Here is a 16077-nt window from a genome sequence, read left to right as displayed (position 1 = left end):
GACCGAATGAAGAAGATCCCGGCTGCGAACCCGCAGGCGGGGTCATAACAACAATGGGAGACTGGTAATGAAGAAAAGCAATGAATGCTGGCGCAGCAAAACCGCAGCCAGTTTCGCGATAGCCGCTTCGGGACTGATGCTGGCAGCAGGCGCCGCCAAGGCGGAGGGCGCTGCCGACCTCCTGCCCAAAAAATATCGTGACGCCGGCGTCATCAACCTGGTGACGGACGCCAAGTATCCGCCGTTCCAGTATATCGACGATTCCGGGAAGATGGTGGGCTTCGAGGTCGATCTGTGGAACGCGCTGGCCGAGCGCCTGAAAGTGAAGATGAACGTGACATCGGTGTCGTTCGACTCGATGATCCCGGGCGTTCAGTCCGGCCGCTGGGATGTCTCCATGGAAGGCATCACCGACAATGCGGAGCGGCAGGCGGTCGTAAGCTTCGTCGACTACGGCTACACGACGTCATCCGCCTATGTGCTGGAGACGAAGGGCGCGGACATCAACGACCATCTGGCGCTATGCGGCCTGAAGGGCGCGGCCCAGAGTGGAACCGAATGGGTCGGGATGATCACCGCGGAATTGGCGACGGCCTGCACCGAAGCCGGCAAGCCGGCGCCGACAGTCTCCGAATTCGGAACATCGGACGCAACGCTTCTCTCCGTCTATTCAGGCCGCACCGACTTCGTGCTGACTTCCGCGGCATCCGCCCAGGAGATCCAGAAGGCGGCGCCAAACCCGGTGAAGGTCGTGCCGATGCCCATCCTGCCGCGCAAGCCGAGCGGCATCGCCTTCCGCAAGAATGAAGAAGACCTGGGCAAGGCGTTGCTGGCTGCACTCAAAGAGGTTCGTGCGGACGGCACCTATGAGAAGATCTATTCCACCTGGAGCGTCACGCCCATGGCAATGGAGCACGAGCCCGGCATCAACCTTGAGACCGTACCAGCGAAATAGCCCCGGCGGGCCGACGGGAGTACCGTCGGCCCCTGTTCTTGCACAACCACTCGAGCGACCATGTCCATAGCCACGCAAGATGATCGAGCGGCCTCCGGTTCTCACCAGCCGGATGAGCCAATGCTGACCTACGTACCCGCACGTGCCTGGGGAACCCGCGCAGCCGCCGTTCTGCTGTCGCTGGCGGTCGTCTATTTCCTGGTCTCCATCGCGGGAAATTCCAACTTCGGCTGGTCCACCGTCGGCCAATATCTGTTCGACGCCCGCATTCTCTCCGGCCTCTATCTCACCCTCTGGCTCACGCTCGTCACGATGGCCATCGGCGTCGTGCTCGGGACGGTCTTCGCGGTCATGGCGATGTCCAGGAACGTCGTGATCTCGACCGTGGCCAATGCCTATATCTGGTTCTTCCGCGGCACGCCGGTGCTGGTCCAGCTGATCTTCTGGTACAATCTGGGCGCTCTGTTTCCCGAACTCTCCATCGGCATACCCTTCACGTCCTGGGGCGTGTCGGTGCCCACCAACACGCTCATCTCGCCGATCACCGCGGCCGTGCTGGGGCTGGGTCTGAATGAGGGTGCCTACATGTCCGAGATCATCCGCAGCGGCCTGCTTGCGGTCGACCCCGGCCAGCGCCAGGCCGCGACTTCGCTGGGCATGACGGCGAGAAAGGCGCTGTGGCGCATCGTGCTGCCGCAAGCCATGCCGGTGATCATCCCGCCGACGGGAAACCAGACGATCGGCATGTTGAAGACGTCGTCGCTGGTCAGCGTGATCTCGCTCTCGGACCTGCTCTATTCGGCGCAGACGATCTACTCCCGCAACTTCCAGACCATTCCGCTGCTGATCGTCGCCTGCCTGTGGTACCTGCTGGCAACGACCATCCTGAGCTGGCTGCAAAGCCGGATCGAACGGCACTTCGCCCGCTCTCGAAACGCGTCGACATGATGCATTCCCTACCAGAGACCACAGCCATGCGTGCTCCCATGATAGTGTTCGACCGGGTGTCCAAGAATTTCGGCGACCTCTCCGTCCTGCGCGATATCAACCTCACGGTGGCCGCGGGCGAGGTGATCAGCCTGATCGGACCGTCCGGGTCCGGCAAATCGACGCTTCTACGCTGCGTCAATCACCTCGAGCGGATCGAACGCGGCAGCATTACGGTGGATGGGGACCTGATCGGCTACAGGCGCGTCGGCAATCTCGCCCACGAACTGCCCGAGAAGCTGATTGCCAGGCAGCGTGCACGCATCGCGATGGTCTTCCAGAATTTCAACCTGTTCGGCCACAAGACTGCGCTCGAGAATGTGATGGAAGCGCCCGTGCATGTGCTGGGCATTCCACGCCGGGAGGCCGAAGAGCAGGCGGTCAAGCTGCTCACCCGGGTCGGGCTGTCGGACAAGATGAACAACTACCCGCGCATGCTTTCCGGCGGACAGCAGCAACGCGTCGCCATTGCCCGCGCACTGGCCATGAAGCCGAAAGTCATCCTCTTCGACGAGCCCACCAGCGCGCTCGATCCGGAACTGGTCGGCGAAGTGCTCGATGTGATGCGCGATCTCGCTTCCGACGGCATGACGATGATGGTCGTCACGCACGAGATGTCGTTCGCGCGCGAGGTCTGCCACCGCATCGCCTTCATGGAGGCAGGCAGGATCGTCGAATGCGGCAGGCCTGCCGAGGTCCTCGACAGTCCGGCTTTCGAACGGACCCGGGCGTTCCTTTCCAGGGTGCAGTGACACGGCATGCCGATGGGAACGCAATCCACCCGCAACTGGGATGTGATCGTCATTGGCGCGGGTATCGTCGGATGCTCAGCGGCCTACTACGCCGCTTTGAGCGGCATGCGTGTTCTGATCGTGGAACAGGACGCGCCGGGATCGGCACAGTCCGGTCGCAATCTGGGTTTCGTCCGCCAGCAGAACCGGGACTTCCGCGAGCTTTCGCTGATGATCGGCGCCTTGCGCATCTGGGAAGGCATCGAAGCCGAGTTGGGGCGCCCGGTTGGGTGGCAGCAGGGCGGCAACCTGTCGCTGGCGTTCAGCGATGCCGACCTTGTTTCACGGCATGATTGGCAGCGGCGGGCGGCCGAAGAATTCGGCCTCGATACCCGCATGCTGTCGGCAGAACAAACCCATGCCCTGATACCGCAACTGGCGACCGGTCGCGGTGTCGTCGGGGCGATGTACACGCCGAGCGACGGGAAAGCCGAGCCTGCCCGCGCAACGCGCGCCTTTTTCGATGCCGCACTCGGATTGGGCGTAGCCGTCAGCTTCGGCGAACCCGTCAGCCGCATCGAGGTGAGTGCCGGCAAGGTCTCCGGCGTTCAGATCGGTGACCGGCTCCATCGCGCAGGTGCGGTGATCACTGCCGCCGGCGCCGGTAGCGGTGCCCTGTTGCGCAAGGTGGGATTGAACCTGCCGCAGGAGTTCATACGGGCAACGGTCGCGCGGACGGTTGTCGCGCCCGATCAGCGGATAGCTGCCTGTATCTCGGGCCAGCGGACCGGTATCCGCCAGGACGTGAACGGGGCCTATGTGATCTCGGTCGCGGGCGGCGAATACGATCTGCGCCTGGATTCCTGGCGTCACATGCGCTGGTACGAGGCCACGCGTAAGTCCAATCCCGATGCGGCGCGCATTGACTATCTTGCTCCGGTGAAGCGGCTGCTGCCGTGCAGGACAATTTCACCGCTGGCCGATTTCCCATCAAGTCGGGATCATCCGCGGCCGGAAGCCTTTCGCGTCGAGCAGGCACGTCGCGAATTTGCCGATCTGTTTCCGGCGCTGGCCGGTCTGGAGATCGAGACGTCCTGGGCCGGGATCATCGATGTCATGCCGGACGTCATTCCGGCCCTGGGGCCCGTCGATGGCGTATCGGGCCTGCTCGTTGCGACGGGATTCAGCGGTCACGGCTTCGGCCCGGGCCCGATGGCTGGAAAGGTCCTTTCCGACCTGGCCGCGGGACGACGGTCGTCCGTCGACATATCGAGCCTCTCGCCAATGCGCTTCGAGAAAAAATAGACCGCGTTGCCCGATGTGGTTCTGATGACGGCGAGGCGCCTGCATCATGGTCCCACAACGCTGCGTCGGGCGTCGCAAGACGCCGATGCCCTGCTCCCCGGCGCGGGCTTCGCCGCGCCAAGCTCCGCCCGGCCAAGATGGGCTCACGCGAGGCCAGCCGGGCTTCATCTCAGGATCAGGAACAACCCGCTGACCAGGGCAAACACCAGCACGCCCAGACGCAGCGCCTTCGGGCTGATGATGTGGTGCGTCCTGCGCGACAGCGCGCTTCCGATCAGAACCGCCGGCATCAGGTAGAGAGCGGCCAGGATCTGATGCGTCGCGATGCGGCCGGCGACGGCGAGCACGATCAGCGACATCACTTCGCCGACAAAGAAACACACGGCAACCGTTGAACGCAGGACCGGGCCCTTTGCATGCTGGTAGAGCAGGGCCAGGGGCGGGCCGCCAATGCCTGTTGCCGTTTCGGTCACGCCGGTGAACAGGCCGGCGCCCAGCGCGCTGCGATAGCCCGGCGAGAAAGGTGGAGCGATCAGCGCGGCGACCGCTGCCAGCAGGGTGAACCAGCCCACGGCCTGATCGAGCTGTCCGGCCGAGAGCGCGGCGAGCAGCCACAGGCCGAGGAACGTGCCGGCGAACCGACCGACCGTGATCCATTTCGCGCCGGGCCAGTCGACGGCAACCCGTTCATGCCAGGCGACGAGGAAATTCAGCGGCAGCATCAGGAGCAGCAGGGTCACCGGCAGTAGGTCGGGTTTCAAAATGCCCAGCACCGGCGCGATGATGAGCGCGAAGCCGATGCCGACCGCACCCTGCAGGAAGGCGGCGGCGAGCGTGATCGCACTCAGGATAGCGAAGAGGCCGAGGCTCATCGATAGTGCCCCAGGGCCTGGTGATCCTGCGACACGGCATGCACCCGCTGGATCGGCGCCTTGGCGATTGTCGCGGCCGCGACTTCGCGAACTTCGGTGAGCAATGATTTTGCGTCCCAGTCGACCGGCCATCCCTGCCAGAGCCTCAGACGCCCGGCAGTGAACACCGCATCGATCTGGTCGCGGTTGCCGTAGCGCACGAGTTCCCAGGTCAGGTCGTGTGACGGTGTGAATTCGGGCCGGTCGAGATCGACGAGCAGGAAATCGGCCGCGAGGCCCTGCTGGATGGCGCCCGTCGTCGTTGCCAAGCCGGCTACGTCGGCCGCGCCCCGCGTGGCCCGGTCGAGCCACAGCCAGCCGCCGCCGCAGGAGGAATCGCCTGAGGCTAGGCCGAAACAGGCGCGCTGCAAGCTCTCGCCTGCGTCTGCCAGCCTGAACCCGTCGGCGCGGGTGCCGTCCGTGCCGAGGCCGAAGCGGATGCCGAGCGCCGCCATCTGCAGCGCCGGCGCGGCGGCATTGCCCTTCCAGAGGCTCGCCACCGGGTTGTAGGCGACCGCCGTGCCGCTGTCGCGCAGCAGGTTGAGTTCATGCGGTGTCACCAGGGTGGAATGCGCGATCAGCACATGCGGGCCCAGCGCGCCGACGTGGGAGAGATGTTCGAGCGGCCGGCGACCGTTCGCCACCAGCGAGCGTTCGACGGCGACCAGATGTTCGTTGACATGGGTCTGGAAGATGGCGCCTGCTTCGGCGGCCAGCCGGGAAACATCGGCCAGCATGCCGTCGCTGGCGACCTCGGGGATGGAGATGGCGAGCGCGGGATGGACGAGCTCGTCTGCCTCGTAAGCGGCAAGATGGGCTGCTGCATTCCTGAGGATCGCAGCGCGATCCGCGACCACGGCGGTTCCGCCGAGATCGTTGCAGATGAAGCCGACGACGCTGCGCAGGCCGGTTTCGCGCGCGGCCCGGGCCAGCGCTCCGGTTTGGCCTGCCGAGCGGGTGCCCGCATCGACGGCGGTGGTGAAGCCGCCGCGCAGGCATTCGAGCGCGGAAAGCTTGGCCGACAGATAGACCATGCGCTCGTCGAGACTGCCTTCGAGCGGCACCCAGATGCGACGGAAGATCTCGGACGGTTCGCCGAAGACGAGCGACTTGCCTAGCGATTGCGTCAGATGGGTGTGGGTATCGACGAAGCCCGGCATCAGGAGATGGTCGGGCAGGTCGACTGGAACCAGACCCGGATTGCGCCGGCTTACGATCTCCTCGACATCGACTTCGGCGAAGCGCCCGTCGCGAACGACCACGGCCATGCCGCGCTTCGGTCCTTCGGGCAAAAGCACCTGTCCGGGTCGGAGCAGCATTTCGGTCCTGCCGTGGAGCGCTTCGCGTAAGGCAGTTGCTTGGGCAGTCACTTGGGTGTTCTCCTTCATTCCGCCACGGCCTCGCGGCCGGCCTGCTTCGTTGAGGGATCAGCCTGTCCCGACGTCGCCCCGAACATCGCGTTCACGATCACGGCGGTGATGGTGCCGGCGGCGAGCCCGTTGCCGAGGATCATCTGCGCCCATTGCGGGAACTGGCTGTAGACGCCGGGCACCAGGATCGGCAGCAGGCCCATCGAAAGCGCTGATGCCAGCGTGACCATCGGCCCGTGTTCGCGCAGGTCGACGCGGCGCAACAGATCGATGCCGATCACGCCGATGATGGAGAACACGATCACCGCGGTTCCGCCGACCACCGGGCCGGGCAGCGCCGTCGCCAGGCGGCCGACCGGCGCGAACAGCGCCATCAGCACCAGGATGACGCCGGCGGCCGCGGTGACATAGCGCGACTTCACTCCGGTGGCGCGCACGATACCGACATTCTCGCCGCTGGTGATGATGAGCGAGGTGCCGAACAGGCCGCCCAGCAGTGAGGCGACCGCGTCGCCGCGGATGGTCGAAGGCACGATGGCATGGGCATCGCCGCGGCGCCCGACGATGTCGGCCGTCGCGATGGTCTGACCGGTGGCTTCGGCCATGGAGATGATGGAAAACACGATCAGCGGCAGCGCCGCGTAGAGGTCGAATTTCGGCATGCCGAACGGCATCAGCTGCGGCAGTGCGACCACCGGTCCGTCCAGGACGCCGCTCACGCTCATATGACCGAGCGCGAAGGCGAGCAGCGAGCCGGCGATGAGCCCGAGCATGACCGCGATGCGGCGCAAGGTGCCGGTGAACACGCGTGCGAAGATGACCGTGAGCACGATCGTCGCCAGCGCCAGTCCGACATTGACCGGATCGGCGAAGCCCTCGCTGCCGGGTTTGCCGGTGATGGTGCCGCCATAGATCCTGACCAGATTGATGGAAACGAGCAGGAGCATCGTCCCCACCACCACGGGCGGAAAATAACGCAGCAGCCGCCGGAAGACGGGCAGGGCGACGAAATAGAATGCGGCGGTCAGGATCACCGCGCCGACGGCGGTCTGCACATCCGTCTGCTGCGCGATCGCCAGGAAAATGGCGATCGGCGCGCCGCCGGGCACCATGATGAAAGGCAGCCGCGCGCCGAACCCGGCGGGGCCGAAACTCTGCAGGATCGATCCCAGTCCGCAGACCAGGAAGGTCGCGCAGATCAGTGATGTCGTCACCGCGTCGGAAAAATTCAGCGCCTTGCCGACCAGGAAGACGGCGGTGATCGGCGATGCCGCCATCACCAGCACGTGCTGGAAACCGAAAAGCAGAAGGTTGCGCGCCGGCAGCACCTCATCGACCGGATCCCCGGTCCAGGCATTTTGTTGTGTCATCGTTTCTCCTCCTCCCGGCACCTCCATGCCGGCATGCAAAACGTTTTGCATACGAGCCCAATATCATAATTCTGGCGTCGTGCAAATCGTTTTGCTTATGGGCGGGGGAGTGGTATGTGTGCGGGAGGGATGAGGAGCGGGATCGCGATACCGGTGAACGAGCGCACATGACCAAGCCGACCATTGTGCATCTGGCCCAGGCGGCGGGCGTGTCGCCCACCACCGTCTCGCATGCCTTCAGCGGCCGGCGCTATGTCGACCCTGACACCAAGGCGCGCATCGTCGCGCTCGCGCAGGAAATGGGTTATCGGGCCAACCCCACCGCGCGCCGCCTGCGCAGCGGCGGCGGCGGCTCCGTCGCGCTGGTGTCGTCGATGCCCTTTGCGGTCGCCGCAGGGCCGTCGCGGCTCGGCTTCCTCATGGAGATCGCGGCCTCGGCCGCGGTCACCGCGCTGTCGCGCAACACGACGCTGTGCCTTGTGCCGCCATTGGAGCGCGGCTCGCAGCTCGACGCGCTGGATGTCGACGGCGCCATCGTGGTGGAACCCGCGCTCGACGACAGCGTGCTCGATTTCTTCTTCGAAAGGGCCGTGCCGGTGGTCGCCATAGGCCGCGCGCCGGGCAGGCCCGATCTGCCCGCCGTGGACCTGCGCAGCACGGAAACCGCCCGCCTGCTGCTCGATCATCTTGGCCAGCAGGGCCAGCGCGTCGGCCTGATCACCGGCTCGCAGAGGCGTAACTCCTATATCGAGATGGAGGCCGTCTACGCTGCCTTTTGTGCGGAAAAAGCTTTTACGCCGGCCGCGATGCGCATCGACGAGCGCGGCGGCGAGGACGAAGCTGCCGTCGCCGTCGAAGCCTTTTTGCGCGAGAATCGGGATATCGGCGCACTTTGCGTGCCGGTCGACGCTTTCGCGGCTGGCGCGCTACGTGCCGCCGCCGCGCTTGGCCTTTCTGTCCCGGACGATCTCAGGCTCGCCACCCGCTATGACGGCATGCGCGCCAGGCTGGCCTCGCCACAATTGACGGCGGTCAATCTGCATCTCGACCAGGTGGCTGAAACGGCCATCGACATGCTCACAGGCTTGATCGAGGGCAGGGCGTCTTCATCGAAGCCGATTGCGGCGCCGCTGCTCGTCGAACGGGCATCGTCGGCTCGTTCTTCGAGGTAGGCTCAAGCCGAGCCGCGCATGATCAGCTTGGCTTCCAGCTGCTTGACCTCAGCTTTGCCGGCGAGCGCTTCGGGGACGCCGGCGATGCGCGTGAAAAGCATGTCGACGCCGGCGGCGGCGATGCCCTGGTAGTCCTGCGCCACGGTCGTCAGCGGCGGGCAGGTGAAGCGGCTGAGAGGGTGGTCGTCATGGCCCGCGACGCGCAGTTCGCAACCTTCGTCGCGGCCCACCCGTACTTTGCGCTCGAAGGCCGCTGCAATCACCCCGAAAGCAAGGCGGTCGTTGGCGCAAAGCACGGTCCGGGTCGGAAAGCCGCCGCCGTCCAGGATGCGGCCGGCTTCGCGGTAGCCGAGTTCCTCGAACTCCCAGCCCTTGGCCGAGGTCGGCAGCACGATGGGCTCGAAGCCGAGCCTCTCCATGGTGCCGACATAGGCCGCGCGTCGCTCCAGCGCGTTCTGGTTCACCGCCGGCATCTCCAGGAAACAGGGATGTTCGCCGGTGCGGCACAGATATTCGGTAATCATGCCCATGCTCTGCCGGTTGTCGGTGCCGACGAAGGACTGATCGGTGTTGACCCTGTTGTCGAGGAAGACGATCGGCATCGTGCTGACGAGGCTCGCCAGCAAGGTGGCATCGGTCTCGAAGCCGAGCGGCGCCATCAGCACGCCCGCGATGTTGAGCGACATCAGGGTGCGCATCGCGCGCGCCTCCAGCCTGTGTTCGCCATGCGAGGACAGAACGATCGCCCAATAGCCTTCGGCCAGGCACCGCATTTCGATCTGGCGCACGACCTCGGCATAGAAGGGGTCGGAGATGTGCGGCACGATCACGCCGATGTTCTTCGGCTGCTTGCGGTTGAGGCTGACGGCGAAGATGTTGGGACGGTAGTCGTAGTCCTTGAGCGCTTTCTCGATGCGCGCCCGGGTGGATGGCTTCACGTTGTCGGGGTTGTCGAAATACTTCGAGACCGTCGGGCGCGACAGGCCGGTGGCTGCCGCGAACTCCTCCATGGTCCGGATCTTCTGCTCGTTCATGCTCGGCTTCCTGGCCTGCGGGCGCGCCCGAACGGGATAAATCGATTTATTTCCATGCGTAAATTTATTTTTTGACCGAGGCAAGTCGCAGAGCGTTCCGAAACGATCGTTTCCTGTGCGATGCGTTTCAATTGATACGATAGTTGCCGGATTTATTGGTTTATGCAAGTTTTTATCACGTGTAAAAAAATAAGTTGACACATAGGAGATAGTGCGGCATCTGAATGGCGGCTCGGGTTTCGGGCCGAAGTTCCTGCCCCGGAGGTGGCGGCCGATATTGGTCCGCAAGGCGGGAGGCGCTTCGTTCGCATTCTAATCAGCAACGGGCTGGCCGATGCCGGCTCCAAGGAGGAACTCATGTTTCGCAAAACGCTTGGCCGTATTCTCCTGTCGGGTGCCGCTCTTGCCATGATGGCCGGCATCGCATCCGCCGAAGGCGTCGGCGCATCGCTGCTGACCCAGCAGCATCCGTTCTACATTTCGCTCGCCGACGCGATGAAGAAAGAAGCGGAAGCCGAGAAGGTGCCGCTCGAGATCGCCATCGCCAATCAGGATCTCTCGAAGCAGCTCGCCGATGTCGAGGATTTCATCACCAAGGGCGTGAGCGTCATCATCATCTCGCCGGTGGACTCCAAGGGCGTGAAGGCGGCCATCAACAAGGCCGAGAAGGCCGGCATCAAGGTCATCACCGTCGATGTGCCCGCCAACAATGTCGATGTCACCTCCTTCGTCGGCACCGACAATTTCGCCGGCGGCGAGAAGGCGGCCGAGCTGATGGCCAAGTCGATCGGCGGCAAGGGCAATGTCGCGGTCATCGACTATCCCACGGTGCAGTCGGTGGTCGACCGCGTCGAAGGCTTCAAGAAGGGCCTGGAGAAGCATCCCGACGTCAAGATCGTTGCGGTCCAGCCGGGCATCACCCGTCCCGAGGCGCTCGCCGCCGCGCAGAACATCCTGCAGGCCAATCCCGACATCGTCGGCATCTTCGGTTTCGGCGATGACGCCGCACTCGCCGCCGCTGCCGCCGTCAAGGCCGCCAAGCTGGAATCCCAGGTCAAGGTGATCGGCTTCGACGGCATGGAAGAAGCCCGCAACGCCGTCAAGAACGACCCGGTGATGGTGGGCGTCATCGCCCAGTATCCGGACCAGATGGGCAAGGTTGCGGTCCAGACCGCGGCCAAGGTGATCAAGGGCGAGACGGTCGAGGCCAAGCAGCCGATCGTTCCGGGCGTCGTTACCAAGGACGGCGAGACCAAGTAAACTGACATCGGGGAGCGCACCATGCCCTCCCACGATGCCGGCCGGCTGAATGGCCGGCGAACGCCCGCCGCATCGTCGGCGGGCGGGCCGCACGCGTCAGGAGGAAAATCCGTGACAGCCATCAGCCAGAACGCAGGAAATGCACCGCATGCCCCGGCTTTGAATTCCGAGGGCGACGTGGTGCTCGAGATCCACGACATCGCGAAATCCTTCGGCCCGGTTGCCGCGCTCAAGCGCATGAACCTCACTGTGCGGCGCGGACGCGTACACACGCTGCTCGGCGAGAACGGCGCCGGCAAGTCCACCCTGATGAAGATCCTCGCCGGCGTCTTCACCCCGACCGCCGGCAGCATCGTGCTGAACGGCAAGGCCTACACGCCGCGCAATCCGCGCGATGCCCGTGCGCACGGCATCTCCATCGTCTTCCAGGAGCTCAGCCTCAGCCGCAACCTGTCGGTGGCCGAGAACATCTTCGCCAGCCACGAGCCGAGCCGTTTCGGTTTCATCCGCGACCGCGCGTTGAATGCAGCGGCCGAGCAGCTCATCCGCGAACTCGGCCTGCCGGTCGATGTCCGCGCCAAGGTCGGCGACCTGTCGATCGCGCAACGCCAGCTGGTCGAGATCGCCAAGGGCCTCAGCCTGCCGGCCGACGTCGTCATCCTCGACGAGCCGACCTCGTCGCTCTCCGACAGCGAGGCCGAGATCCTGTTCACGATCGTCGAGCGGCTGAAGAGCCAGGGCAAGGCGGTGATCTACATCTCCCACCGCATGGAAGAGATCATGCGGCTTTCCGACGACATCACCGTCATGCGCGACGGTGAATATGTGACGACGACTGAGAAGAGCGAGACCAGCATCGACAGGCTGATCACGCTGATGGTCGGCCGCGCCATGAACGATATCTATCCGCCGCGCGAGGCGCCGCGCCCGTCGCCCGAAACGCCCCCGGTGCTGGCGACGAAGAACCTCAGCTTTGCCGGTAAGTTCCGCGACGTCTCGATCGACGTGAAGCCCGGCGAGGTCGTCGGCTTGTTCGGGCTGGTCGGATCGGGCCGCTCCGACGTCATGAAGGCGCTGTTCGGCATGCTTGCGCCGCAAGGCGAGATCCTGCTCGACGGCAAGCCTGTCACGTTCCGCTCGGCCGCGCAGGCGATCCGCAGCGGCATCGCCTTCGTCACCGAGAACCGCAAGGAAGAAGGCCTGGTGCTGCTGCACAGCGTGGAGCGCAACATCAACATGGCCGGGCTCGGCCAGCTCTCCGGGCCGCTTGGCCTGATGCGAGGCGCGGCGGAACGCGAGGCTGCGCGGGCCGAGGTCAAGCGCCTCGCCATCAAGACCGCCTCGATCGACACCAGCACCGGTTCGCTGAGCGGCGGCAACCAGCAGAAGATCGTGCTCGCCAAATGGCTGCAGATCAAGCCGCGCGTGCTGATCCTGGACGAGCCGACCCGCGGCGTCGACGTCGGCGCCAAGTTCGAGATCTACCGCATCATCCGCGAACTCGCCGCCGACGGCACCGCGATCCTGATGGTTTCCTCCGAACTGCCGGAGGTGCTGGGCCTCAGCGACCGCGTCGTGGTGATGCACAACAAATCCGTCGCCGCCGTGCTCGAAGCCGACGGCCTCACACCCGAAACCGTCATGACCTATGCAGCGGGGATACACGCATGAGCAATGTTCAGGACATCCAGAAGAAGGCCGCCGACACAGAGGTCCGCCGCTCTTTCTTCGCGTCGCCGACGGTGCGCCAGTATGGCGGCATCATCATTTCGCTGGCCGTGCTGTGCGTCGTGTTCTCGGTGATGAGCCCGCGCTTCCTGGCCTTCAACAACTTCATGAACATCATGCAGCAGGTGGCCGTCATCGCGGTCGCCGCCTACGGCATGACCTATGTCATTCTGCTCGGCGACATCGACCTGTCGATCGGCTCCATCATCGCCGTTTCCGGCATGGTGGCGGCGCAGGCCTTCGCCATGGGGTTCGGCTTCCTGCCTGCGGTGGCGCTGACGCTGGCGGCTGGCGCACTGATGGGCGCGCTCAACGGCGCGCTGTCGGCCAAGCTGATGCTGCCGTCCTTCATCGTGACGGTGGCGACGATGGGCATCTATCGCGGCATGGTCAGCCTGCCGACCAACGGCGCGCCCGCCATGATCGAGAATGACACCTGGCTGGCGATCGGCGGCGAAAGCTGGCTTGGCATCCCGATCATCATCTGGATCATGGCGGTGCTGTTCGTGGTCAACCACATCATCCTGTCCAAGACGATCTTCGGGCGGCAGGTCTATCTCACCGGCGGCAACCGGGAAGCGGCGATCTATTCCGGTATCCGCGTCGACCGCATCAAGATCATCGTCTTCACCATCTCGGGCATGATGGCGGCGATCAGCGGCATGCTGCTGTCCTCGCGGCTGTCGTCGGCGCAGACCAATGCCGGCACGGGTTACGAGCTCGACGCCATCGCGGCGGTGGTTCTCGGCGGCACTTCGCTGGCCGGCGGCGTCGGCACCATCGTCGGCACCATCCTCGGCGCGCTGATCATCGGCGTCATCAACAACGGCATGAACATGCTGTCGGTGCCGTATTTCTACCAGCTCATCGTCAAGGGCGTCGTCATCCTCGTGGCCGTCTGGCTCGATGTGCGCAGCAAATCCGCCCGGACCTGACCGGCCCAGCAACTCCCGGAATGCAAACATGAAGAAGATCATCACCATCGGCGAGATCGTCGTCGAGATCATGGCCGTCGAGCCGGGGCACGGGTTCACCACTGCCATCCCGCTCATCGGTCCATTCGCTTCCGGCGCGCCGGCGATCTTCATCAACCAGGCGGCCAAGCTCGGCCAGCCCTGCGGCATCGTCAGCGCCGTCGGCAACGACGATTTCGGGGTGCTCAATGTCGAGCGCCTCCGTCACGACGGCGCCGACGTATCCGCCATCGGCGTGCATCCGACGGCGGCCACCGGCAGCGCCTTCGTGCGCTACCGGCCGGACGGCAACCGCGACTTCATCTACAACATCCGCCACAGCGCCTGCAGCGCCATCGGCCTGACGCCGGAGGCCGAGACGCTAATCGACAGCGCCGACCACCTGCACATCATGGGTTCGGCGCTGTTCTTCGACGGCATCGTGTCAGCCATCTTCGAGGCGACTCGGCGCATCAAGGCCAAGGGCGGCACCGTCTCCTTCGATCCCAACATCCGCAAGGAAATGCTGGATCTGCCCGGCATGCGCGATGCCCTCGCGCATGCGCTCGAAAACACCGACCTGTTCATGCCGAGCGGCCCGGAGATGTTCCTGTTCACCAAGGCGACCGAAGAGCGGGCGGCCGTCGCCGAACTGCTCGATCGCGGCATCAAGGCCATCGTCGTCAAGCGCGGCGCGGAAGGCGCCAGCTATTTCGACCGCACCGGTGAAGTCTCCGCCCCGGCCTTCAAGGTCGAGGAGGTCGATCCGACCGGCGCCGGCGACAGCTTCGGCGCGGCCTTCGTCACCTGCTGGCTGCGCGGCATGGAGCCACGCAAGGCGCTGACCATCGCCAACGCCACCGGCGCGCGCGCCGTCAGCGTCAAGGGGCCGATGGAGGGCACCTCCACCATGGCCGAGATCGAGACATTCCTGAACAGCCAAGGAGTTGCAGCATGAGCGCCACCAGGACACTCGCCGATCTGCCCGCCCGTTACGCGAGGGGCGAACGCGGCGGCATCACCTCGATCTGCTCGGCGCATCCGCTGGTCATCGAGGCCGCCCTTCTGGAAGGCATCGCCACCGGCACGGATGTGCTGATCGAAGCCACCTGCAACCAGGTCAACCAGGAAGGCGGCTACACCGGCATGACGCCTGCCGACTTCCGCCGCTTCGTCGAGGACATCGCTGCTCGCCTCGGTTTCGACACCGGCCGCCTGATCCTCGGTGGCGATCATCTCGGCCCCAATCCGTGGAAGCACCTGCCCGCCGATGAGGCGATGCAGCGCGCCGACGTCATGATGGACGGGTTCGTCCGCGCCGGCTTCACCAAGATCCACCTCGACACCTCGATGGGCTGTCTTGGCGAACCGATAGCGCTGCCGGATGCGGTCACGGCGGAACGCGCGGCACGGCTTGCCAAGATCGCGGAACAAGCTGCGGCCGAGGCAGGCTACGACCTGCCAGTCTACATCATCGGCACCGAGGTGCCGATCCCGGGCGGCGCGATGGAAGCGCTCGATCATCTGGAACTGACCACGCCGGCCGCCGCCATCGAGACGGTCGAGGTGCATCGCCGCGCCTTTGCCGCGCTGGGGCTTGAGGCCGCCTTCGCCCGCGCCATCGGCGTGGTGGTGCAGCCAGGCGTCGAATTCGGCAACGAGAACGTCGTCGTCTACGACTGCGCCAAGGCTACCCAGCTCAGCGGCGTGCTGGAGCAGATGCCGCAATTCGTCTTCGAGGCGCATTCGACCGACTACCAGCCGCAGGAAGCGCTGTCGGCCCTGGTCCATGACGGTTTCGCGATCCTCAAGGTTGGTCCGGGTCTCACCTTCGCGCTGCGCGAGGCGCTGTTCGGCCTCGACCAGATCGCCGCCTTCCTCGACCGCCTGCCGGAAGAGGAGACCCTGCGCGGCAAGATGGAAAAACTGCTCCTGGCCGAGCCGAAGAACTGGGAGAAATACTACCATGGCGACGCCGACGAGCTGCGCCTGCAGCGCCATTTCTCCTACAGCGACCGCATCCGCTACTACTGGCCGCACCCGCAGGCCTCGGCTGCCGTCGATGCCTTGCTGAAGCGGCTGGAAGGGCGCGCCATTCCAGAGACGTTGATCAGCCAGAATCTCGGAACGCTCTATCCTGCGGTCGCGGCGGGCAAGGTCCGCGCGGCGCCACACGCCCTGATGGTCGAGGCGGTGCGCAACGTCATACGCGGCTACAACCGCGCGACCCTGTCGCTGCAGCCGGCCTGATCCGCAGGGTCATTCCGGGGGCAGAACTTCACGCGAATCTGCCGTCGCCGA

At 65.0% G+C, this 16077-nt stretch carries 14 protein-coding genes; 10 read left to right on the top strand and 4 right to left on the bottom strand.

Going from position 1 to position 16077, the window contains the following annotated elements; genetic code table 11:
• Positions 1-67: 67 nt before the first annotated feature.
• The 4 genes from ACFWXH_RS23265 to ACFWXH_RS23250 all read left to right on the top strand — a co-directional run bounded on the left by ACFWXH_RS23265 (position 68) and on the right by ACFWXH_RS23250 (position 3978).
• Positions 68-955 carry an ABC transporter substrate-binding protein gene (locus ACFWXH_RS23265; RefSeq protein WP_054311318.1) on the top strand — a complete coding sequence of 296 codons (888 nt, stop codon included), beginning with the start codon at positions 68-70 and terminating at the stop codon, positions 953-955.
• Between the two features lie 120 nt (positions 956-1075).
• Entirely contained in the window at positions 1076-1903 is an 828-nt protein-coding gene (locus ACFWXH_RS23260; protein ID WP_379123692.1) for an amino acid ABC transporter permease, read from the top strand.
• Between the two features lie 26 nt (positions 1904-1929).
• Positions 1930-2694, top strand: coding sequence for an amino acid ABC transporter ATP-binding protein (locus ACFWXH_RS23255; protein ID WP_379123691.1), 765 nt, complete (start codon positions 1930-1932; stop codon positions 2692-2694).
• A 12-nt stretch (positions 2695-2706) separates the two neighbouring features.
• Positions 2707-3978 carry an NAD(P)/FAD-dependent oxidoreductase gene (locus ACFWXH_RS23250; protein ID WP_379123690.1) on the top strand — a complete coding sequence of 424 codons (1272 nt, stop codon included), beginning with the start codon at positions 2707-2709 and terminating at the stop codon, positions 3976-3978.
• Positions 3979-4142: 164 nt separating this feature from the next.
• On the opposite strand, the gene ACFWXH_RS23245 is transcribed toward ACFWXH_RS23250, so the two are convergent.
• The 3 genes from ACFWXH_RS23245 to ACFWXH_RS23235 form a co-directional block, all read right to left on the bottom strand.
• Positions 4143-4850, bottom strand: coding sequence for a sulfite exporter TauE/SafE family protein (locus ACFWXH_RS23245; RefSeq protein WP_379123689.1), 708 nt, complete (start codon positions 4848-4850; stop codon positions 4143-4145).
• Positions 4847-6208, bottom strand: a complete 1362-nt coding sequence (locus ACFWXH_RS23240; protein ID WP_379123688.1) for an amidohydrolase family protein — start codon at positions 6206-6208, stop codon at positions 4847-4849. The genes ACFWXH_RS23245 and ACFWXH_RS23240 overlap by 4 nt, the downstream gene beginning before the upstream one ends.
• A 65-nt stretch (positions 6209-6273) precedes the next feature.
• Positions 6274-7629 (bottom strand): uracil-xanthine permease family protein, encoded by a 1356-nt coding sequence (locus tag ACFWXH_RS23235; protein ID WP_379123687.1) that lies wholly within the window; start codon positions 7627-7629, stop codon positions 6274-6276.
• A gap of 167 nt (positions 7630-7796) precedes the next feature.
• On the opposite strand from ACFWXH_RS23235, the gene ACFWXH_RS23230 reads away from it, so the two are divergent.
• The gene (locus tag ACFWXH_RS23230; RefSeq protein ID WP_379123686.1) at positions 7797-8801 is read left to right on the top strand and encodes a LacI family DNA-binding transcriptional regulator; all 1005 of its coding nucleotides are present in this window, start codon (positions 7797-7799) and stop codon (positions 8799-8801) included.
• Between the two features lie 2 nt (positions 8802-8803).
• On the opposite strand, the gene ACFWXH_RS23225 is transcribed toward ACFWXH_RS23230, so the two are convergent.
• A complete protein-coding gene (locus ACFWXH_RS23225; RefSeq protein ID WP_379123685.1) occupies positions 8804-9835 on the bottom strand; it encodes a LacI family DNA-binding transcriptional regulator in 1032 nt (343 codons plus the stop codon).
• A gap of 357 nt (positions 9836-10192) precedes the next feature.
• On the opposite strand from ACFWXH_RS23225, the gene ACFWXH_RS23220 reads away from it, so the two are divergent.
• From ACFWXH_RS23220 to ACFWXH_RS23200, 5 genes are all read left to right on the top strand, one after another.
• A complete protein-coding gene (locus ACFWXH_RS23220; protein WP_379123684.1) occupies positions 10193-11095 on the top strand; it encodes a substrate-binding domain-containing protein in 903 nt (300 codons plus the stop codon).
• 120 nt (positions 11096-11215) lie between these two features.
• Positions 11216-12766, top strand: a complete 1551-nt coding sequence (locus tag ACFWXH_RS23215; protein WP_379123836.1) for a sugar ABC transporter ATP-binding protein — start codon at positions 11216-11218, stop codon at positions 12764-12766.
• A complete protein-coding gene (locus ACFWXH_RS23210; protein WP_054311324.1) occupies positions 12763-13758 on the top strand; it encodes an ABC transporter permease in 996 nt (331 codons plus the stop codon). The genes ACFWXH_RS23215 and ACFWXH_RS23210 overlap by 4 nt, the downstream gene beginning before the upstream one ends.
• Positions 13759-13786: 28 nt before the next feature.
• Positions 13787-14734 carry a sugar kinase gene (locus ACFWXH_RS23205; RefSeq protein ID WP_379123683.1) on the top strand — a complete coding sequence of 316 codons (948 nt, stop codon included), beginning with the start codon at positions 13787-13789 and terminating at the stop codon, positions 14732-14734.
• The gene (locus tag ACFWXH_RS23200) at positions 14731-16026 is read left to right on the top strand and encodes a D-tagatose-bisphosphate aldolase, class II, non-catalytic subunit (protein ID WP_379123682.1); all 1296 of its coding nucleotides are present in this window, start codon (positions 14731-14733) and stop codon (positions 16024-16026) included. The genes ACFWXH_RS23205 and ACFWXH_RS23200 overlap by 4 nt, the downstream gene beginning before the upstream one ends.
• Positions 16027-16077: the final 51 nt, after the last annotated feature.

Origin of the sequence: Mesorhizobium sp. NPDC059054 (assembly GCF_042739215.1) — a bacterium.
In the GTDB taxonomy this organism is placed as follows: domain Bacteria; phylum Pseudomonadota; class Alphaproteobacteria; order Rhizobiales; family Rhizobiaceae; genus Mesorhizobium.
The sequence above is the reverse complement of the archived record's forward strand: the minus strand, read 5'-3'. Positions and strand labels throughout refer to the sequence as shown.